The 17,894-nt window shown below is 46.7% G+C and carries 21 protein-coding genes; 9 read left to right on the forward strand and 12 right to left on the reverse strand.

Features of this window, described 5'->3' with window-relative positions; translation table 11 throughout:
- Positions 1-131: 131 nt before the first annotated feature.
- The 3 genes from KHB02_RS18140 to KHB02_RS18150 all read right to left on the reverse strand — a co-directional run bounded on the left by KHB02_RS18140 (position 132) and on the right by KHB02_RS18150 (position 1,117).
- Complete coding sequence (locus tag KHB02_RS18140; protein WP_213148005.1) at positions 132-365, reverse strand: DUF1146 family protein; 234 nt, start codon at positions 363-365, stop codon at positions 132-134.
- A 167-nt stretch (positions 366-532) separates the two neighbouring features.
- Positions 533-712 (reverse strand): hypothetical protein, encoded by a 180-nt coding sequence (locus KHB02_RS18145; RefSeq protein ID WP_241113944.1) that lies wholly within the window; start codon positions 710-712, stop codon positions 533-535.
- A 78-nt stretch (positions 713-790) separates the two neighbouring features.
- Positions 791-1,117, reverse strand: coding sequence for a YflT domain-containing protein (locus KHB02_RS18150; RefSeq protein WP_213148004.1), 327 nt, complete (start codon positions 1,115-1,117; stop codon positions 791-793).
- A 213-nt stretch (positions 1,118-1,330) separates the two neighbouring features.
- Here KHB02_RS18150 and KHB02_RS18155 point away from each other — a divergent pair, with 213 nt between their 5' ends.
- Together KHB02_RS18155 and KHB02_RS18160 are read left to right on the forward strand one after the other, a co-directional pair.
- Positions 1,331-1,648 carry an IDEAL domain-containing protein gene (locus tag KHB02_RS18155; RefSeq protein ID WP_213148003.1) on the forward strand — a complete coding sequence of 106 codons (318 nt, stop codon included), beginning with the start codon at positions 1,331-1,333 and terminating at the stop codon, positions 1,646-1,648.
- 130 nt (positions 1,649-1,778) lie between these two features.
- Complete coding sequence (locus KHB02_RS18160; protein ID WP_213148002.1) at positions 1,779-2,033, forward strand: GlsB/YeaQ/YmgE family stress response membrane protein; 255 nt, start codon at positions 1,779-1,781, stop codon at positions 2,031-2,033.
- Positions 2,034-2,084: 51 nt separating this feature from the next.
- On the opposite strand, the gene KHB02_RS18165 is transcribed toward KHB02_RS18160, so the two are convergent.
- On the reverse strand, positions 2,085-2,984 hold the full coding sequence (locus KHB02_RS18165) for a CheR family methyltransferase (protein WP_213148001.1): 900 nt from the start codon (positions 2,982-2,984) through the stop codon (positions 2,085-2,087).
- On the reverse strand, positions 2,977-5,727 hold the full coding sequence (locus KHB02_RS18170) for a CHASE3 domain-containing protein (RefSeq protein WP_213148000.1): 2,751 nt from the start codon (positions 5,725-5,727) through the stop codon (positions 2,977-2,979). The genes KHB02_RS18165 and KHB02_RS18170 overlap by 8 nt, the downstream gene beginning before the upstream one ends.
- A 180-nt stretch (positions 5,728-5,907) precedes the next feature.
- Here KHB02_RS18170 and KHB02_RS18175 point away from each other — a divergent pair, with 180 nt between their 5' ends.
- A complete protein-coding gene (locus KHB02_RS18175; protein WP_213147999.1) occupies positions 5,908-6,378 on the forward strand; it encodes a Dps family protein in 471 nt (156 codons plus the stop codon).
- A gap of 303 nt (positions 6,379-6,681) precedes the next feature.
- Here KHB02_RS18175 and KHB02_RS18180 read toward each other — a convergent pair whose 3' ends face one another.
- The 5 genes from KHB02_RS18180 to KHB02_RS18200 all read right to left on the reverse strand — a co-directional run bounded on the left by KHB02_RS18180 (position 6,682) and on the right by KHB02_RS18200 (position 10,657).
- The gene (locus tag KHB02_RS18180) at positions 6,682-7,818 is read right to left on the reverse strand and encodes a PP2C family protein-serine/threonine phosphatase (protein ID WP_213148119.1); all 1,137 of its coding nucleotides are present in this window, start codon (positions 7,816-7,818) and stop codon (positions 6,682-6,684) included.
- Positions 7,819-7,996: 178 nt separating this feature from the next.
- Positions 7,997-8,788, reverse strand: coding sequence for an RNA polymerase sigma factor SigB (gene sigB / locus KHB02_RS18185; protein ID WP_213148118.1), 792 nt, complete (start codon positions 8,786-8,788; stop codon positions 7,997-7,999).
- Positions 8,754-9,227 carry an anti-sigma B factor RsbW gene (gene rsbW / locus KHB02_RS18190; protein ID WP_213147998.1) on the reverse strand — a complete coding sequence of 158 codons (474 nt, stop codon included), beginning with the start codon at positions 9,225-9,227 and terminating at the stop codon, positions 8,754-8,756. The genes sigB and rsbW overlap by 35 nt, the downstream gene beginning before the upstream one ends.
- A gap of 12 nt (positions 9,228-9,239) precedes the next feature.
- The gene (locus KHB02_RS18195; protein ID WP_213147997.1) at positions 9,240-9,551 is read right to left on the reverse strand and encodes an anti-sigma factor antagonist; all 312 of its coding nucleotides are present in this window, start codon (positions 9,549-9,551) and stop codon (positions 9,240-9,242) included.
- Between the two features lie 179 nt (positions 9,552-9,730).
- Positions 9,731-10,657 carry a magnesium transporter CorA family protein gene (locus tag KHB02_RS18200; RefSeq protein WP_213147996.1) on the reverse strand — a complete coding sequence of 309 codons (927 nt, stop codon included), beginning with the start codon at positions 10,655-10,657 and terminating at the stop codon, positions 9,731-9,733.
- 125 nt (positions 10,658-10,782) lie between these two features.
- On the opposite strand from KHB02_RS18200, the gene KHB02_RS18205 reads away from it, so the two are divergent.
- Positions 10,783-11,055 (forward strand): hypothetical protein, encoded by a 273-nt coding sequence (locus tag KHB02_RS18205; RefSeq protein ID WP_241113945.1) that lies wholly within the window; start codon positions 10,783-10,785, stop codon positions 11,053-11,055.
- A gap of 209 nt (positions 11,056-11,264) precedes the next feature.
- The gene (locus KHB02_RS18210; protein WP_213147995.1) at positions 11,265-11,951 is read left to right on the forward strand and encodes a hypothetical protein; all 687 of its coding nucleotides are present in this window, start codon (positions 11,265-11,267) and stop codon (positions 11,949-11,951) included.
- Positions 11,952-12,161: 210 nt separating this feature from the next.
- Here KHB02_RS18210 and KHB02_RS18215 read toward each other — a convergent pair whose 3' ends face one another.
- Together KHB02_RS18215 and KHB02_RS18220 are read right to left on the reverse strand one after the other, a co-directional pair.
- Positions 12,162-13,460, reverse strand: a complete 1,299-nt coding sequence (locus tag KHB02_RS18215; RefSeq protein ID WP_213147994.1) for a hemolysin family protein — start codon at positions 13,458-13,460, stop codon at positions 12,162-12,164.
- A gap of 72 nt (positions 13,461-13,532) precedes the next feature.
- Positions 13,533-15,035: a mechanosensitive ion channel gene (locus KHB02_RS18220; RefSeq protein WP_213148116.1), complete on the reverse strand. Its 1,503-nt coding sequence runs from the start codon at positions 15,033-15,035 to the stop codon at positions 13,533-13,535.
- 205 nt (positions 15,036-15,240) lie between these two features.
- Here KHB02_RS18220 and KHB02_RS18225 point away from each other — a divergent pair, with 205 nt between their 5' ends.
- From KHB02_RS18225 to KHB02_RS18240, 4 genes are all read left to right on the forward strand, one after another.
- Positions 15,241-15,486: a hypothetical protein gene (locus KHB02_RS18225; RefSeq protein ID WP_213147993.1), complete on the forward strand. Its 246-nt coding sequence runs from the start codon at positions 15,241-15,243 to the stop codon at positions 15,484-15,486.
- A gap of 69 nt (positions 15,487-15,555) precedes the next feature.
- The gene (locus tag KHB02_RS18230; RefSeq protein ID WP_213147992.1) at positions 15,556-15,726 is read left to right on the forward strand and encodes a CsbD family protein; all 171 of its coding nucleotides are present in this window, start codon (positions 15,556-15,558) and stop codon (positions 15,724-15,726) included.
- Positions 15,727-15,774: 48 nt separating this feature from the next.
- Positions 15,775-16,554 (forward strand): general stress protein, encoded by a 780-nt coding sequence (locus tag KHB02_RS18235; RefSeq protein ID WP_241113950.1) that lies wholly within the window; start codon positions 15,775-15,777, stop codon positions 16,552-16,554.
- A 242-nt stretch (positions 16,555-16,796) separates the two neighbouring features.
- Positions 16,797-17,894: a GerAB/ArcD/ProY family transporter gene (locus KHB02_RS18240; protein ID WP_213147991.1), complete on the forward strand. Its 1,098-nt coding sequence runs from the start codon at positions 16,797-16,799 to the stop codon at positions 17,892-17,894.

Genomic DNA, 17,894 nt, shown 5'->3' on the forward strand with positions numbered 1-17,894 from the left:
TAGACAAAATCCCGTTTTTTATCTATAGGTGGTAAAACGTCTGACAAGTTTCAGGTTATTTTTCCACATAAATTTGATTGTACTCAATCTATAACCATTTTGGAACCTTTAATTTTTTTCCAATTAATGTTTTATTGAAAGATTAACGGTAGTTGTCTCGACCATTGCAGGTAATCAAGGAAAAAGTTACTAACTGATGATCCAATGAAAATTGCCAATAATATGTACAATAAACGTGCTTGAAATACATGGTTAGGCTTCAGCAGTTTATCCAGGCGAATCGCCTGCAGGGCCCACCAGGAAACCGCGATACACACCAAATGAGACATAATGCTGACTAACGCAATTTGCCCAAAATCATCCATCTATTTCGCCTCCTTTTCACACAATCCCTATTCTAACATACCCTCCAACTTATTTCCTTTATTTAGGGGTTATTTAGAGAGGAGACTTTTGCCCATAATAAATTACCTGCCTAAGCACGATTGAACCGGTTAAACGTGTTTAGGCAGGTAATTTAAGGATGGCCAATTTATACCTCATTCCATATCTGCTGTAATCTTAGTGGTACATACACCCTTTCTCCATGAATTTCTCGATGAAGGATGGGCTCCTCGAAAAATTGCTCCAAGTGAAGCCTTGCCCGACTTTTGCGTCTTGCTCTGGTGCGTTCTCCCATTAATTTTTCAAATTTTATTGATGAAGTTTTCATAAAAGATTCTCCCTTCCCGATTTTTTTAGTGAGCCGTCGCCCTATTGATGAGGGCGGCAGCTCTTTTCCTTTAACCCCTTAAGCTGATTTTCCCGCGACGACGACGACTTTTCCTCGGTCCAATTCTTCTTCATAGCGCTCCGCCTCAAGCGGCGACATCCCTAATGACTCCAGCTTGGCGCGCAGTGCGTCTCCCCTTGTCCGAAATACGTTGGCAACCGACTCCAATACGCCTTGCTCCGCCACGCCAATATCCTTTATATCTAACGAATCACTTAAATCCTCAGACCGGTTTTTGTCATGTGCCAATAAATAAATTTCATTCTTTGAATAACCCTGCATGATTAAATCATCAATTTCCCTTTTAGCTTGCACACCATTTTCTACTACTTTAAAAGTATTCATGTTCCATTCCTCCTTTAAGTGTTGTACAGGTTATATAACCGCTCCGTTGAAAATTGAAACCTATTTTTTTTGGATTTTTTTGAAATGATGCATGGGGACGGTTCTAATGCATCACAAAGTGAGGCAAGAGAACCGTCCCCGTGCATCAAATTTTTTTGTAAATAGGTTACTCTGATTCAAAGCATGGGTATATAGGAAGCGGAGGTGGTTTAGATGAAGAAATTATCATGTAGGTATTGTGGGAACAAGGAATTTTACGTTCTTAGTGTAAATGAGACGCTGTGCAAATGCGGGATGCGTTTAAAGAAGTTTAGTGATTATCACACTGAAAGGGACGCCAAGTGGGAGCAGCTTTTTCGAAAGGAACAAAAGCGCAAGGCCGAACTCATCTCAAAAATCAGCCTGTTAACCCGTGAGATAGACAGTTGCCTCGATAACCGGGATGAGTCGCGGTTTCAAGAACTGACGGAAGAATTAAAGATCTGTTGGCGAGCCCTACATATAGGAAGAAATCATTCCGAAAAAGTGTAAAAGAGACATGGGGACGGTTCTTGTGCCTCACTTTGTAAGGCACGAGAACCGTCCCCATGTTCACTAAATGGTTTCATTTTCATTACAAACGGGTATTTAGTCTATATCTAATTGAAAGGGGAGATTATTTATGGGATTTATTTGGTCATTAATTATTGGAGGCGTCATCGGCTGGCTGGCCGGACTGATTCTTGGGCGTGATGTACCGGGAGGCATTATTGGTAATATTATTGCCGGTTTTATCGGCGCTTGGCTCGGATCATTTCTGTTGGGGAGCTGGGGACCGGTAATTGGCGGCTTCTACGTCTTTCCGGCACTGATTGGCGCAGCGGCTCTGGTCTTCATCCTCAGTCTGATTCTAAGAAACGCCAAACATTCTCATTAATATAGTAAGAAAAAAGAGACTGTCACCGCTGGACAGTCTCTTTTTTGCATTTCACCCTGCCCCATTACTTTTACGATAAATTCGTTCTTGCGCATTGAATTCTTCATAATGCAAGCCTTTTGGCAAAAACAGAATCGACTCCTTGCTGCCGAGCCCGATAAAGCCGCCGCTCGCCAAACTGCCGTAAAAGAGACGGTGGACCTGCTGCTGCAGGTTATTGTCAAAATAAATCATCACGTTCCGGCAGAGAATCACATGGAACTCATTGAAGGATCCATCCGTCACCAAGTTATGCTGGGCAAAAATCAGGTTATCGTCCAACAGCGGTTTAAAATAAGCATACTGGCGGTCGGTCGTATAGTATTCCGAAAATGCCTTGCGCCCGCCCGCTTTCAGGTAATTTTTCGTATATTGCTGCATTTTTTTTAGCGGGAAGGCGCCTTTTTGGGCAGCCTGAAGCGCTTTTTCGTTCATATCAGTTGCGTAGATTTCCGTTTTTTTCGCAAGCCCCTCTTCATGCAGGAGGATGGCCATCGAATAAACCTCTTCCCCGGTTGCACAGCCGGCATGCCAAATCCGGATTTCAGGAAGCTCCCGCAAGAGCGGAACCACCTGCTCGCGAAACGCAGCAAAGAAGCTGGGGTCGCGGTACATTTCCGTCATCCGGATTGACAGATCATTCAAAAGCCGCTCCAAAAAGCCCGATTCGTGGAGGACTTTTTCCAATAAGGCCGTAATCGTCGGCAGTCCTTCTGCCTTCATCCGGTTCATAATCCTCCGCGTCAACGAGGCCCGGACATAACCGCGAAAATCGTAACCATACATTTGATACAGCCCCTCGAGCAGCAAATTCAGCTCAACCTCCTGTACTTCCGTTAAGGCAAATGGTTCGGTCTCTGGTAATGGTGTATCACGCGTATCGCTAGGCGATATGCTCGTTTTGTTACTCATCTGGATTCACCTGCTCTGTCAGCCAAACCCGCATCAATGAGAAAAGCTGCTCTATATTCAATGGCTTCATGATATAATCGGACGCCCCCGCTTCCATGCACTTGTCGCGCTCGCCCTTCATCGCCTTGGCGGTCAAGGCAATGATTGGCAGGCTGTACAGCCCAAGCTCGTTGCGAATTATTTTCATCGCCTCGTAGCCGCCCATCACCGGCATCATGATATCCATAAAAATCAGGTCAAAATCGGCTTGCTCACGTAATCTTTCGATCGCTTGTTTTCCGTTTTTCGCCACTTGTACGGTAATCCCCTTGCGCTCAAGGGCCGTAACCAACGCATAAATATTGCGGCCATCATCCTCAACAAGAAGGACCTTTTTTTCATGAAACAGCTCGTCATCGGTGCAGTGCTCTGCCTCAATGATATCGGCGTCCTGAACTGGCTCTTCCGGAAGCAGCCCCCTCGGCATCTCGGCCTCACGGGTTGTCGCCACTTCCTCCAGTGCCGTGAACACCACCGGCTCCGGCTCCAGCTGGCTCGGAATATACAGGGTAAACGTACTTCCCTTCCCGACCTCGCTCTCGACCTCGATGACGCCGCCAAGCAGGCGGGTAAATTCCCGGCAAATCGATAAGCCAAGTCCGGTGCCGCCATATTGACGGTTCGTCGTCCCGTCCACCTGCTGAAACGCTTCAAAAATAATTTGCTGTTTATCATCCGGGATGCCGATTCCTGTATCGGCTACCGATATGGCCAGAACTGGACCGCTACAACGCAGCTGCTCCGCTTTTTCCGGAGGCGATACGGCAATCTGGACGGTGACTGAACCCTGCTCCGTAAATTTAAACGCATTTGATAGCAGATTTTTTAAAATTTGCTGCAAGCGCTGGCCGTCTGTCGAAATCACCGGCGGCACGTTCGCGTCTGTCAGGACCTCAAAAGTTACATTCTTTTTGGCTGCAACCGGATCAAACAGGCGCTTTAATGTTTGCGGCAGCTCGGTTACGTTGACCTCGTCTGTCAGGATTTCAATTTTTCCCGCCTCAATTTTTGATAAATCGAGGATATCATCAATAAGCCGTAACAAATCACCGCCAGCCGTGTTGACGACGCGGGCGTATTCCTCAACCTCGTCTTGGTCCATGCCGCCATTTTCCATCAGCATTTGTGACAGAATCAAAATACTGTTCAGCGGCGTCCGTAGTTCATGCGACATATTTGCTAAAAAGTCGGATTTGTACTGCGAGCTTTGCTGCAGCTGGAGTGAATACTCCTCGAGCTCATCTTTCGCTTTTTTCAGCTCAAGCGCCCGCTCTTCGGCTAACCGATTCTGCTCCTCTAAATATTCGTTCGTGTGCTTCAGCTGCTCCTGCTGCATTTGCAATTCCTCGGACTGTGCCTGCAGCTCTTCGGATTGAGCTTGGAGCTCCTCGGTCATGACCTGTGATTCCGCAAGCAGCCGTTCAACCTCCATCCGTCCGAGCACATTGGTAATCGAGGAGCCGAATTTATCCTGCAGGAGGTCGAGCAATGTTAGGTGCTGCGAAAGGAACGGCTGTAGTGCCGCAAACTCGACAACAGCTTCGACCCGGCCCTGATAGATAATCGGCGCCACCAATAAATTTCTTGGTGACGACGCCCCGAGGCCGCTGGTCACTTTCATATGCTCTTCCGGCAAACGGTCGATCAGAAAAATACGCTGGTCGAGTGCCGCCTGGCCGACGAGCCCTTCACCAAAGTGGAAGCTGGCCTTAACGTCGACCTCATCGGAGACTGCATAGCCTGCGACCTTGACGAAGTCGACCTCGCCGCCCTGTTCCCGGCGCAGATAGACCACGCCGTAACAGGCTTCAAATAGCGGTGCCAGCTTGTTGATGACCCGCTGCGCCAGCTCATTAATATCAGTAATTCCCTGATACAGCGTGGAAATATCTGTGAGACTTTTTTGCACCCATTGCTGTTTTTCGAGGCTGCCGAGCAGGCAGTTCATGGCCTCGGCAAGCTCACGCGTCTCGTCCTTCGCTTTCACGCTGATCCGTGTCGTCAAGTCAACCTTCGAGTCGGTGATGCTCTGGATCGTTTTTACGACTTGTTTGATCGTGTTGACAATCGAGTTTGACAAGAAAAGCGCCGTTAGGATGGTTAAGAAGGTTACAAAAATAATAATCCCATATAGGATGATTTTTAAATTGTTATTGTTCTGAAGGAGCTCATCTGTCCGTTTTGACGTCATCTCCTTTTCTTTTTCCAAAAACGAATCCAACTGGGTGCGGATCTGGTCGGTCACCTTTTTCCCAGTTTGTTCTGCAAAATTCTTAGACAGTGCTGTTTCGTTCCCTGCCTTTTTCTGATTGATGGTAAATTCACCGGTATTCAGGATCCATTTTTCAATCACCGGCTTGATGTCTTCGAGGTTTTGCTGCTGACTGCTGTTATCAGCAAGCAAGGAATGGAGCTTGTTGTAGTTGTCTAGCCAGCTGCGATTCCCTTCGTGATACGGCTCGAGATACTCCTCCTGACCGGTTAACGCATAGCCGCGAATTCCGGTTTCCATATCGAGGACATTTTTTTGAATCTGATTTGCCAGGTCATGGACCTCAATGTCGTTCTGCGAAATGAATTTTATTTCATCCTGCAGTGCGGTCATCCGGTTCACCACAACGAGCAGGGACAGCACAAGGCAAATCAGGATTGCGAAATAGCCTGTGATAATTTTTGCATGAATGCTGTAATGGACGCCTTTCATTGCGTCACCCCCCCTGTGTTTTTTTCTTAAAACTATCATATCGTTTCTATTACATTCGCCCAATGAGTCCCAGGTCCCGAGAGTCAGACGGGACGATAGACCCTTTTTAACATTTATTGTTTCATGCGCTTGAGTGACGGGTATTTACTAACTATCACCATGAAATGGGAGGTTATTAGAATGGCAAATACTAGAGCAAAAGCAAGGGATAAAGGCACACAATTATCTAATACGATGAACAAGCAGGTGGCCAATTTCTCGGTTCTTTATATGAAATTGCATCATTACCACTGGTACGTAAAAGGGGAAAATTTCTTCACGTTGCATGTAAAATTTGAAGAATTGTACAACGAGGCGGCACTGCATGTCGACACCATCGCTGAGCGGATGCTGGCCCTAGGTGCGGCGCCGGCATCCACACTCGAGGAAACTTTAAAGCTTTCGTCGCTTGAGGAAGCACTTGGCGACGAATCCGCAAACGACATGGTTCAGACACTGGTTGATGATGTGAACACTATTTGCAGAGAGCTTAGCGAAGGCATCACGATGGCCGAGGAGCACGAAGACGAGCCAACCGCCGACTTATTCACGGAGATTCGAGCCTCGTTGGAGAAGCATGGGTGGATGCTGAGGGCGTATTTGGCGTCGTAGCTGGCGGATAAGGGTTGGTTACTGGCACACGAAGTTTTAACTTGCGGATAAGTGATGGCTACTTGCGCATACGGACGGCCTAATTGCGGATAGGGCCGTCTTACTTGCGGATAACGTTTGGCTACTTGCGTATGAAGTTCCAACTTGCGGATAAGAAGTTGCAACTTGCGGATAAACGTTTCTTACTTGCGATAGCGCGCATTACATGTCGGATAAAGTGTTATTACTTTCGCTCATAACCCATACCAACGTCCGATAGAGGTGTCGGCACTCAGCCGGCACCCTCTCATTTTGCCCGTCCATCTAATTATTCGCAGCAAGCATCACCAGGCACAGGTCATCCTTCTGCTCTTTCAACGGCTCCGCGCCCGGCAGCAGCTGCTCGAGCAAGCGCTCCGGATTATCGGTCTGCTGCAAACCGCTAATTAGCTTTTCCCATGCATCCTCGTATTCCTCCTCCAGCCATTCCGACAACCCGTCGGTAAACAGCAGGATCCGCGCACTTTCCTTATAAGAAATCACACCCTTGGTTACCTCTATTTTTTCAAAAAAGCCAATCGCAGAAGAACCTTGGTCAAGCTGCTGCACTTCCCCATCAATCAGCGCAAGCCCTGCCGGATGCCCCGCATTCACATACTCGATGGTCTGTTTTTCCGTATCCAGCACAAAATAAATCGCAGTGAAATAATAGTTTATCAGACTTTCAGGCATATGCAGCTGATTCATGCGCCGATTCAGCTCCTGCATCACGGCCGCCGGGTCGCCCATTCCTGTAATCGCGTCCTTTAATGCAGAATATATGTACATACAGACGAGTGACGAGGAAATACCGTGCCCCATCATATCAAGCAAAATAACCCCATAGCGATGGGGGCTGATTTGGTACCAGGCGTACAGGTCGCCGGCCAGTTCAAAGGAAGGCCTATAAACGGCGGAAATCGTCACATCTTCGTTCTCAAGCGGACTGCCAAGCACGCTGCGCTGGACCTGCTTGGCCAGATCCAGCTCAAATTGAATCCGCTTATCTCGTTCCTTGCGCAAATTCTTCTCATGTTTTAGCCGCAGCACCGAGCGAATTCGCGCCAGCAGTTCAACCTTGTTGATGGGCTTCATGACATAATCGAGCGCCCCAGCATCCATTGCTTCGGCCATTTTATAGGAATCGCCCATGGCCGAGACAAAAATAATCGGCAAGTCGTGGAAACGCTCGTTGGCGAGAATCGTCCGGCACGCCTCGATTCCGTCGATTTCCGGCATCATCAAATCCATCAGAATTAAATCAACCGGAACCTCTTGCGGTCTATCCGCCTCCAGCTGCAAATAGTCATAAACTTGCCGGGCTGATGTCAACAGCATCAATTTATCGTAACCCGCCTTCTGCAGGATTTTTTCTATAATCATCAGGTTTGTGCGATTATCGTCGACAATTACTATATTCATAGCTGCTCCCCCCAATCTTTTGATGCTTTTTTCAGCGTGCATCGAGGTCCTTCCTGTCTCCCGGCGATTACCCTCATACTCTATCGGAGAGGCTGACCCTGGGTCGATCACCGCGCCACCTTATTCAAGCGGCTATGCCTAGTTCTTTACTTGCCGCCTCATCCCGAGCTAACCCCGTTCACCGCGCCACCTCATCAGGTGCCTGACTCCCCAGTGCTCTCCGCAATTTTTCAAGCGCCTTCTTCTGTAGCCGGGAAACGTGCATTTGTGAAATTCCCAGAAATTCTCCGGTTTCCCGCTGGCTTTTGTTTTCGATAAACGTGCAATGGATGATCAGCTTTTCGCGCTCTGACAGTACTTGGAGCGCGTCTTCGAGCAGGAGCTTCTGGTCAACTTTTTCAAAGCCTTCATCGGGAGCCCCGACAATATCCAATACGGTCACCGTGCTGCCGTCCGAGCCTGCTTCGATCGACTGGTCGACAGAAGATGCCTGATAGCTCTTGCCCATTTCCATCGCCTCCAGCACTTCCTCCTCGGAAATCTCCAGATACTCCGCAATTTCATGAACCTTCGGTGACCGCTGATACTGGTTGGTCAGCTCGTCCACCACGTTTTTTAGCTTCGGCCAAACATCCTTGACCCGCCTCGGCACATGGACACTCCAGGTTTTATCCCGTAAAAATCGCTTAATTTCCCCGATTACCGTCGGGATCAAAAAGGACTCAAACGGCCTTCCAATGCTTGGGTCGAATCTTCTGATTGCCGATAACAGCCCAATCATCGCCACCTGCATGATGTCCTCGTGGAAGCTTTTCCCCCTTGAATATTTCTGCGCAAGGCTTGCGACCAAAGCCGTGTAATGCTCGACTAAGATGTTCTGGGCTTCTGGACTTTCATTTTTTTGGAATTCGGCAATTAACGCTTCGATTTCTTCCTTAGTTCGTTTCATGGTTTGCGATGGCTGTGTCATGATTTTCACGCTCCCCGCCCAGATACTTCGCCATGAAGACCGTCACTCCGGAATTGTTCAACACTCGGACTTCATCCATCAGCGTTTCTATTAAAAATAGTCCTAACCCTCCCTCTGTCAATTGCTCCACAGTACTTGATTCGGTGTAAGGACCCAATTCATTTTTTGCCTGAATAAAATCAAAACTCTTGCCGCTGTCGGCCACCGCCATTTCCAGCTTGTCCTCGTAAATGCCAAAGCCGACAATCACTTCCCCGCCCTCATCCTTGGTGTACGCATGCTGGACCGCGTTTGTAACCGCCTCGCTCAAGGCAATTTTTAAATCCTCAATTTCCTCGTATGTATACCCCATCCGGCTAGCAATTCCCGATAACGTCAAACGCATGACACCCACATACTCCGGCTTGGCCGGAATTTTCATTTCAATATAATCCATCATATCGTTCTTCCCCTATCCTTTAATTTCCATAACATGACTCAATCCCGTGATTTGAAACAGCCGCTTCAGGCGCTCCGACATTTCAATCAGCCTGAGCTCGCCGCCATTATTTTTCAATTGCTTGAACAAACCGACAAACACACCAAGCCCGGTACTGTCCAAATACGACACGTCCTTTAAATCGATGGTAATCACTTTATTTTTTCCATCCACAAGTGCCGCTAATTCCTCTCTAAGCTTTGGTGCCGTAAACGCATCAATTTCCCCTGACGCTTTAACTACCACTTCATTCTCATTTTGCTGCTTGTCTATCGTTAAATTCATCCATCCTCACCTCTACATGATTTATAGCGTATATACCCACGTTGTTTATATCTGAAACCTATTTTTTTGAAAAAATTTTTTCTAGTATTATACCAAAATATGCTAAAGGCACGAATCGAGCGGATGGCCTAGATAAATAGTGGGATATCCGTACAAAAAACACGCCCTAAAGACGTGTCTTATTTAAAAAATGATCCTCTCTTTTTCCCCTTCAACAAGTCCCCGGTCCAGCCTTTCATTTTTAAATAGCCATATAATAAGGCGGTCGATACGATAATCAACACGAGCGATAGAATATAGCCAAAGCGCCACTCGAGCTCCGGCATGTGTTTGAAATTCATCCCCCATAACGCCCCGAAGGCCATCACCGGCGTAAAAATCGTTGTCATCACTGTCAATGTTTTCATAATTTCATTGCCGCGATGCGAGGAAATGACCTCCTCTAGGTTGATCATCGCATCGAGCTCGTGCTCATATTCGCCAAGCAGCTCCATCGCCCGCTCAATCCGCCTGCAGGTGCTCTTATATACCTCGCTATTGCCATGAAGATTGATCTCTTCAATCGCCATCCGTAGCTCTTTGATTGGAATTAACACGTTCTTCGCTACCAATAATTCGTGCCGGCGCGTGTAGAGCAGCTCGAGAATCTTCGTTTCATTTCGTTTTCGTACACCCCAAATCAACGTTTTGAGCGCCACTTCAAACTTATCAATCTCCACAAGCAAGCCATTGACAATTTCCCCGAGGAAAAATAAAAAGCCGTCGACAGCGTTTTCCGCGCTGCCCAACTGCTGTTGTATTTCTTCCTGCTCATCCCCCGGCAATTCCAGACCGACCGTTACCAGCAGGTCCTTTTTCAAATAAAAATGAAAGATTTTAAAGTCCCATTCCTCACTAAAGTTTTGTTGATAAATCAGCGATCCTTTCAATACCTTTTCTCCCTTTTCAAGACTGCCGACCTTGACATAGTTGGTTTGATGTTTACGGGCATGCTCAAGCCAGGCATCCGAAGCAGGATCTTGAGGAAGCGGCGGGGTGATATTCTCCAGCTCCATTTGGTGCAGCAACACCCATTTCCAATTGTGTTTGCCAAAGTAAGTCTCCAAACTACTCGCTCCCTTCTCAAAAACTATTATTTTCTTTTTCTCCCCAAAAATTAGCCGCCCCAAACACGTTTCATGTGAGGGAGCTTGGGGTATGCATATAGAAAATCGATAAGGAGGCTTTTAATATGAAACGAGTTGTAGGTATAGGATCGTTAGTGGCAGTAGGAGCTGGAGCCTCAGCGGCCGCGATGTGGCTATCAAATAAACCAAACCGCCTCAAAGCGGAAAGCTTTCTAAGAGACATGAAGCGAAAAGTGATGCCGACAGTCTTTGAAAAAGCGGAACAACTCCCAATCCATAAAGGCGGCCACCCCCACCCGCACGACATCGAAGACAACAAAATGGTCGACGAAGGCGCCACCTACGCCGTCCAATTCTACAACGAAAAAATGCAGTGATGCATGGGGACGGTTCTTTTGCCTCATTTTTAGAGTGATGCATGGGGACGGTTCTCCTGCCTCATTTTTGGGGAAGAAACAGCGAAATCGTTCACAAGTACCATCGAACTTTCATTAGTAGCCCATTAAAACCAAATTCGAGGCTTATCAAAAAATGAGACAAGGGAAACGCCCCTTGTCTCATTCTTCTGTCTTAACTGGAGGTGACCATGATAGCCGTTTTTCTATTCATTTATATCGTGATCATTCTAACCGTGATTGAAATTTTTGTGATTTTGTTTCGTTTGACAGGCTTAAAGGTGGAGATATCGAGGTTTCAGGTGATTTCGATGATGACAGGCACGGGGTTTACCACTAAAGAATCCGAGTTAATCTCAGGGCATCCGATTCGCCGCAAGCTCGCCACCTTTCTCATTCTGTTTGGCGCCTTTTCCCTGGCCGTGATTATCTCTTCCATCAGCGAATTCCTTTCCAACGGACTGAGAACAAAGGAGATTCTTCTTAGTGCTGCGTCAGTCCTAATTGTTTTTGGCATCCTAAGACAACGCCACGTTCAAAAGCACTTATCCAATCTTTTTAATCGAAAAATGAAACAAAACATCGAGCTCGCCGATCTGCCGATAAGGGAAGTATTTTTAAAAAACCAACAAGACACGATGCTTTTTCTTACCATTTACCAAGATTCCCAGCTTGCTAACTGTACTATCCGGCAGGTACTTCCTGACATCGATGCCCTCGACCTTGAAGTCGTGTTCATCAAGCGCGGTGACGCTGTCATTCGAAAGAAGGTCTATGATAGTCCACTCCATGAAGCCGATCAAATTCTGCTATACGGCAATAAGCAGGTGATGTTCGAAACATTCCAGCATGATATGGAGATTATGGAGAAACATTAGAGTTTACTGAACCTTAGACATTGTGTGCCCCATTACTCCAAAAAGGCAACCATCGCAGGGAACCCGGATTAAAGACAATTTAGCTCAAATCCGGGCTGATTTGTCTTTAAGAAGTACTATCAAAGACATTTTCCCCTCAATTTCACACCATTTTGTCTTTTAGAAGCCCTCTTGCATTAAAAAGTGAGGCACGAGAACCGTCCCCATGCCTCACTTTTGGACATCCAGATACATTATGTGGGATCCGTTTGCTTCATTAATTTTGAAGAGCCAGCCTTGGGTTTCGAGGGTGGCGCCGGTTCCGAGTTGGGGGGCGTTGTGTTGGGTGAGGAACCAGCCGCCAATGGTGTGGACGTCTTCGGCGGCTAAACTTGTGTCGAGGAGGTGATTGACCACATCGATTGGAACTTTGGCATCTATTATATAGTGGTTTTCCGCTACCTGCTGAATGTCCGCGACTTCATCGGCATCAAATTCATCCCGCACCTCACCGACAATTTCCTCAATGATATCCTCAACCGTCACCAGCCCCGAGGTGCCGCCATATTCATCGTGCAAAATCGCCATATGAATTCGTTCCATCTGCATTTTGACCAGCAAATCATGAATCGGGATCGTCTCTATCACCGTAATCACCGGCTGGATGTACGATTTAATTTTCCAATTTTCATAGAGACCTTTATTCATCAATCTCGCTGTTAAAAACCTTTTTACGTTCAGCACCCCAATTATATGGTCCTTATCGCCTTCGACAACGGGATAGCGGGTATACCCCTCCTCCTTCAACTTTTGGAGCACCTCCTGAACGGGCTCATCGACCGAGATGCAGCTCATATCCAGCCGCGGCACCATAATTTCCTTGGCGGTCCGCTCATCAAATTCAAAAATATTGCTGACATATTGATATTCATTCTGATTAATCTCGCCCTGCTCCAAGCTTTCCGCCAGCAGCAGGCGCAGCTCTTCCTCCGAGTGGGCCAGTTCCTGCTCCGTTGCCGGCTTAAAGCCAAACAAACCGACCAGCGCACGTGCCGAGCTGTTCAATGCCCAAATAAATGGATGCATGAGTTTGTTGAACCAGATCATCGGCCGGGCAAAAAGCAGCGTAATCGCCTCCGCCTTTTGGATCGCCACGGTCTTTGGCGCCAGTTCCCCGACCACAACATGCATAAAGGTAACCAAAACGAAGGCTAGCACAAAGGCTAGAAAATGCGAAACAGATTCATTTAAATGCAAGACGCTGAACAATGGATGCAGCAATTTTTCAACGGTCGGCTCTCCTAACCACCCGAGTCCTAGCGCCGTAACGGTAATGCCGAGCTGACAGGCCGAGAGGTATTCATCGAGCTTGCTGACGACCTGCTTTGCCGGCAACGCCCCCTTCTTCCCGGCGAGCACTAATTCATCAAGCCGCGACGGCCGTACCTTGACAATCGCAAACTCCACCGCCACAAAAAAGCCCGTCAGGATAATCAAAACCGCGATTGTCACTAATTTAAAGATCAGCATTGACGACTTCCCTCCTTTTTTTAAAAATAACAATCCGAAATCGGGTTATCGATTCCGGATTGTGGTCTTCCTTTATTGCTGATCTCCTCCCTGATCCAGCTTGTTATCGAGCTTGCGTAAATATTTCGCCGCAAAGTCTTTGCCTCCGAGACCAAATGACAGGCCGAACGCCAAGGCCAAGCCGCCTAAGAGGAGAATAAACGCTGCATTGACAATCGAATGGGCCACGCCAAGCTGATCGAGCGTCATAAAAATACTAACTGCAAAAATGGCATACTTAGCAACCACCGCTAGCGTACGGGCATAGCTTTTCTTAACCACATTTTTGACAATGCGCTCAGCCAGGTTCCCGACATACAGGCCAACCCCCAGAATCACCAGAGCGGCGAACAGCATAGGCAGGTAAGCCAGCACCGCCGACGCAAGGGTTACTAAGAAGTCCAAGCCAACCAATTGCAATGCTTCCACGGTAAATAACAAGACAATGACAATTTTCACTACCATACCGACAAGCTGGGAAAGGCTGTACTTCGCTGACTCAGGACCAGCACCACCACCGATACCCAGCTGGTGCAGCAAACCATCAAACCGCAGACGCCACAGCATTTGCGCAACCAGTTTTTCAACCCACTTGCCAAGCCAGATTCCCGCCAATATCAAGACGACTGCTACCGCGATATTTGGAATCAATGCCACCACTTTTTGCAGCATTGCAATCGCCGGTGCAGATACCCCTTGCAGGTCCAATTTTTCCAGAGCAGTAATAATCGTAGGAATTAAAATTAAGATAAACGCAATATTTCCGACGATCCCAGCCAGGTCTAGGCTCCCCTTCAGGCCAACCCGTTCGCCAAGCTTTTCACTGCCAATGCTCTTTAAAAAATTCGTTAAAATATCACGGACCAATTTCGCCAGCAGCCAGCCAATGAACATAATCAACGCGGCCGCAAACAGCTTCGGAATAAACGATAAGAAGCTTGTCAGAATTCCGGCAACCGGCTCTGATACGCCTTCGATTTGCAAGGCGCCAAGCACACCCGGAAGGAACAGCAGCAGGACGAAATAGAATAGCGCTTTGGAGATCTTCGCCACTTTTTCACGGCCATCGATTTCCGACTTCGCCATCTTCCATTGAGTCAACCTGTCTGGCAAATGAAGCGCCGCCGCCCCTTTTTCAAATGCCTTGCGCAGGACGGTCGCGACGATCCAAGCAAACAATAGAATTAATGCAGCTTTTAATACATTAGGTATCGCGCCGGTAATTGAAGACAGCATATGCACCAGCGGCGAAGCAATAAAGCTCAAGTTCAACATATTAAAGAAGATAATTAACACAAACACCAGTGATAGGTAGTAAACAATTTTTCCAATGATTTTTTCTGAAGAATACTTTCGGCTTCCGTAGCCTGAAAAAAGCTTGTCATCGAAGCTAGTTTTTTTGAGGGCCCTTTCCGTTACTTTCCCTATTTTTTTGGCCACCAGCCAGCCTACTATTAATAGAAGTAGTGCGAGGATTAAGATCGGCAGCCGATCCGTGTATATGTACCACTCGGCCAACATGTCCTTTACGTTCATATTCATCTCTCCTTTTTGTTTGTCGTGCTCTGATACGTATTTAACCCCGTTTGGAAAAATTGAAACCTCTTTTTCTAGCAGAAAAGTTTTTTCAAAAAAATGTTTCATCCTTTTTTCCGCTGGGAATATAGATGGTGCACGGCAACGAACCGGGAGGCGTCAAGCTGATTTGGTTCGTTAAAAATTTTTGGGAGGGAATAGAATAATGTTGAATCGCAAGAATTTAGCTGTTGCCGGAATGGCTGCGTTATTGACATTTGGCGGGTTGGCCGGCTGCGGTGATGGCGTCGACCAGGATAATGGCCTTAGCGATGGCGAGCAAAAGGATCAGATTGATAACGATACAAAGGCCGACGCCAAAGGCACCATGAAAGAGGCAAAAGATAATATTAAGGAAGCAATGAAAGATGTCGAGCAGGAAATGAAGGAAAAAAGCAAAGAACAAAATTAAAATTTTTCTAAAAAAGGTTTCACGGTAAACCGATTAGGGAAAGCAACAAATTAAAGGAGGCTAAAAACAATGAATAAAGAAAAGGTAAAAGGCAGTGTTGATCAGGTGAAAGGTGAACTAAAAGAACAATGGGGCCGTTTAACGGATGACGAGTCCAAGGTCGTAGAAGGTAAGGTCGACAAGGCGAAAGGAAAAGTAAAGGAAGGATACGGAGAAGTCAAGGACAAGCTATCGGACTAATGTAAGCCTAGCATCTAGTAATCTATTAAAAATAGAGGAGGAAATGAAATGGACAAGCATATGAAGAATGTGGTTGGGGTATATGACACGGAACAGGAAGCGATTAATGCGATTGATCGACTATTAGATCAAGGATACCACAAGAATGAAATCTCTATGATTGGAAAAAACGTTGAACAGGTTTCCGTGGACACAGGTACTGCGATAGAAGAAACCGCGGCGACCGGAGCAGCTGTCGGCGGTGTCCTTGGTGGAATACCAGGATTACTGGCAGGGGCGGGCGCGCTGGCTATACCGGGGATTGGCCCGCTTGTCGCGGCCGGACCGATTGCGGCCGGGCTAATGGGAGCCGTTACTGGGGCTGGTATTGGCGGTTTAACCGGAGCGTTTGTCGGAATGGGCATTCCCCACGAAGAGGCGGAGTCCTATGAAAAGTCAGTTAAAGAAGGAAAAATTTTAGTATTGGTTGAAAAGCGCTGTGATAATCGAAATGACCGGAACTATTTACATGAGGATACCGAGCTTGATCACCCGCCATTAGTGGGAGTAGATGGGCGGAATCGGAATCTTAAGGAAGATGGATTTATTAAGGAGGGGCCGCCGTTTCAGGGTTCAAGCTATAAATCTAATGAATTTGGCTCGAACATGGAGGAAGAGTCGTCACTTAAAGATGACCGCACCTTAAAGAAAGCAAACAACAGCTCAATGGCCCAAGACTATTCCGAAGTGAAGAAGCTTGGCCGTGAAATGGAACAACAACCTACAGAGGAAAAACTCCGAGACGAACATCTTAAACCAGACCCGCTGCAATCAACTAAAAAAGCTTAAGATTCATTCACCCACTACCATCTACCATCCTAAAAAAGAGGCTTAGGCCTCTTTTTTGTGTGCATGAAGGAAGCATGGGGACGGTTCTCGTGCATCATTTTGCTGTTGATGAGACATGAGAACCCTCCCCGTGTCCCCTTCACATGCCCATCTCCCCCATGCATAAGGAACCACTTAATGGAAAATAGTAAATATGCGTGAATTAATTTCCAAATGGGTTTTTCCTTTTAAGGGTGATAAGGATGAAAGTTGAAAAAATCAGCGGACTCCAGCTTTTTTATTTAATGACTGGGTTTGTATTAGGAACTGCGATGATTTTAGGGCTTGGCCATGAAGCAAAACAAGATTCGTGGATTTTTATTCTGATCGGCATGTCCTCCAGCCTGATTTTAATGGCCGTCTATACTCAATTGGCTTCCTATTATCCGGGTGATTCGCTGGCCCAGATGCTTCCTAAGCTGCTCGGGAAGTTTCTTTCCTATCCAATCATCCTGTTGTATATTTTCCATTTTACCTATTCGGCTGCCAGAGGGAGCAGGGAATTGGGGGAATTGATTGACTCGACCATATTAAGTGAAACCCCGTTAGTTGTTATCATCGGAAGCTTTATGGCACTGATGGTGTATTGTCTGCGGGGCGGAGTGGAAACGTTTGGCCGCATGGCCGAAATCGTCTTTCCCATTTACATATTTTCTCTCATTCTGATTTGGATTCTTTTGTTTAGTGTCGACCAATTTAGTTTAAAAAACCTCACTCCCATACTTGGAAATGGTGTAACACCAGTTTTAAAAAAAGCAGTCCCTACCGCAATCAACTTTCCATTCGGCGAAACCATTGTCGTCCTGTTGTTTTTCCCGTTTTTGACCCACAAGGGGCAGGTTCGAAAGATTGGCATGTCCTTCCTTCTTGTAGGAGGCGTCCTGTTAACGATCAATTCCATCATGCTGATTGCGATATTGGGACCGGAAATTTACAACTTTGACCTTTTTTCACTGCTCTCTGCGACGCAGATGGTTTCCGTCGCCGATTTCCTCGAGCGATTTGATGCTCTTGTTATTTTAATGATGGTATCTGGCGTATATTTTAAGGTTGGTGGTTTCATATTAGCGGCAGCTATTGCCACTTCTCATTTATTCAAATTAAAACAAACCCGTTCTGTCGTGCTGGGACTTGGTACCATCATTGTCCCTTTATCGTCGATAACCGCGTTAAGTTATGTTGAACATTTAGAATTTGGATTTAAGTTTTATGTCCCATATGTCCATACCGTTTTGCAAATTATTTTGCCGATTCTGTTTCTATGTATTGCCTTCATTCGTAAAAAACTAGGGTCTAAATAG

This window comes from Neobacillus citreus, from assembly GCF_018343545.2.
Lineage (GTDB): Bacteria > Bacillota > Bacilli > Bacillales > Cytobacillaceae > Neobacillus > Neobacillus citreus.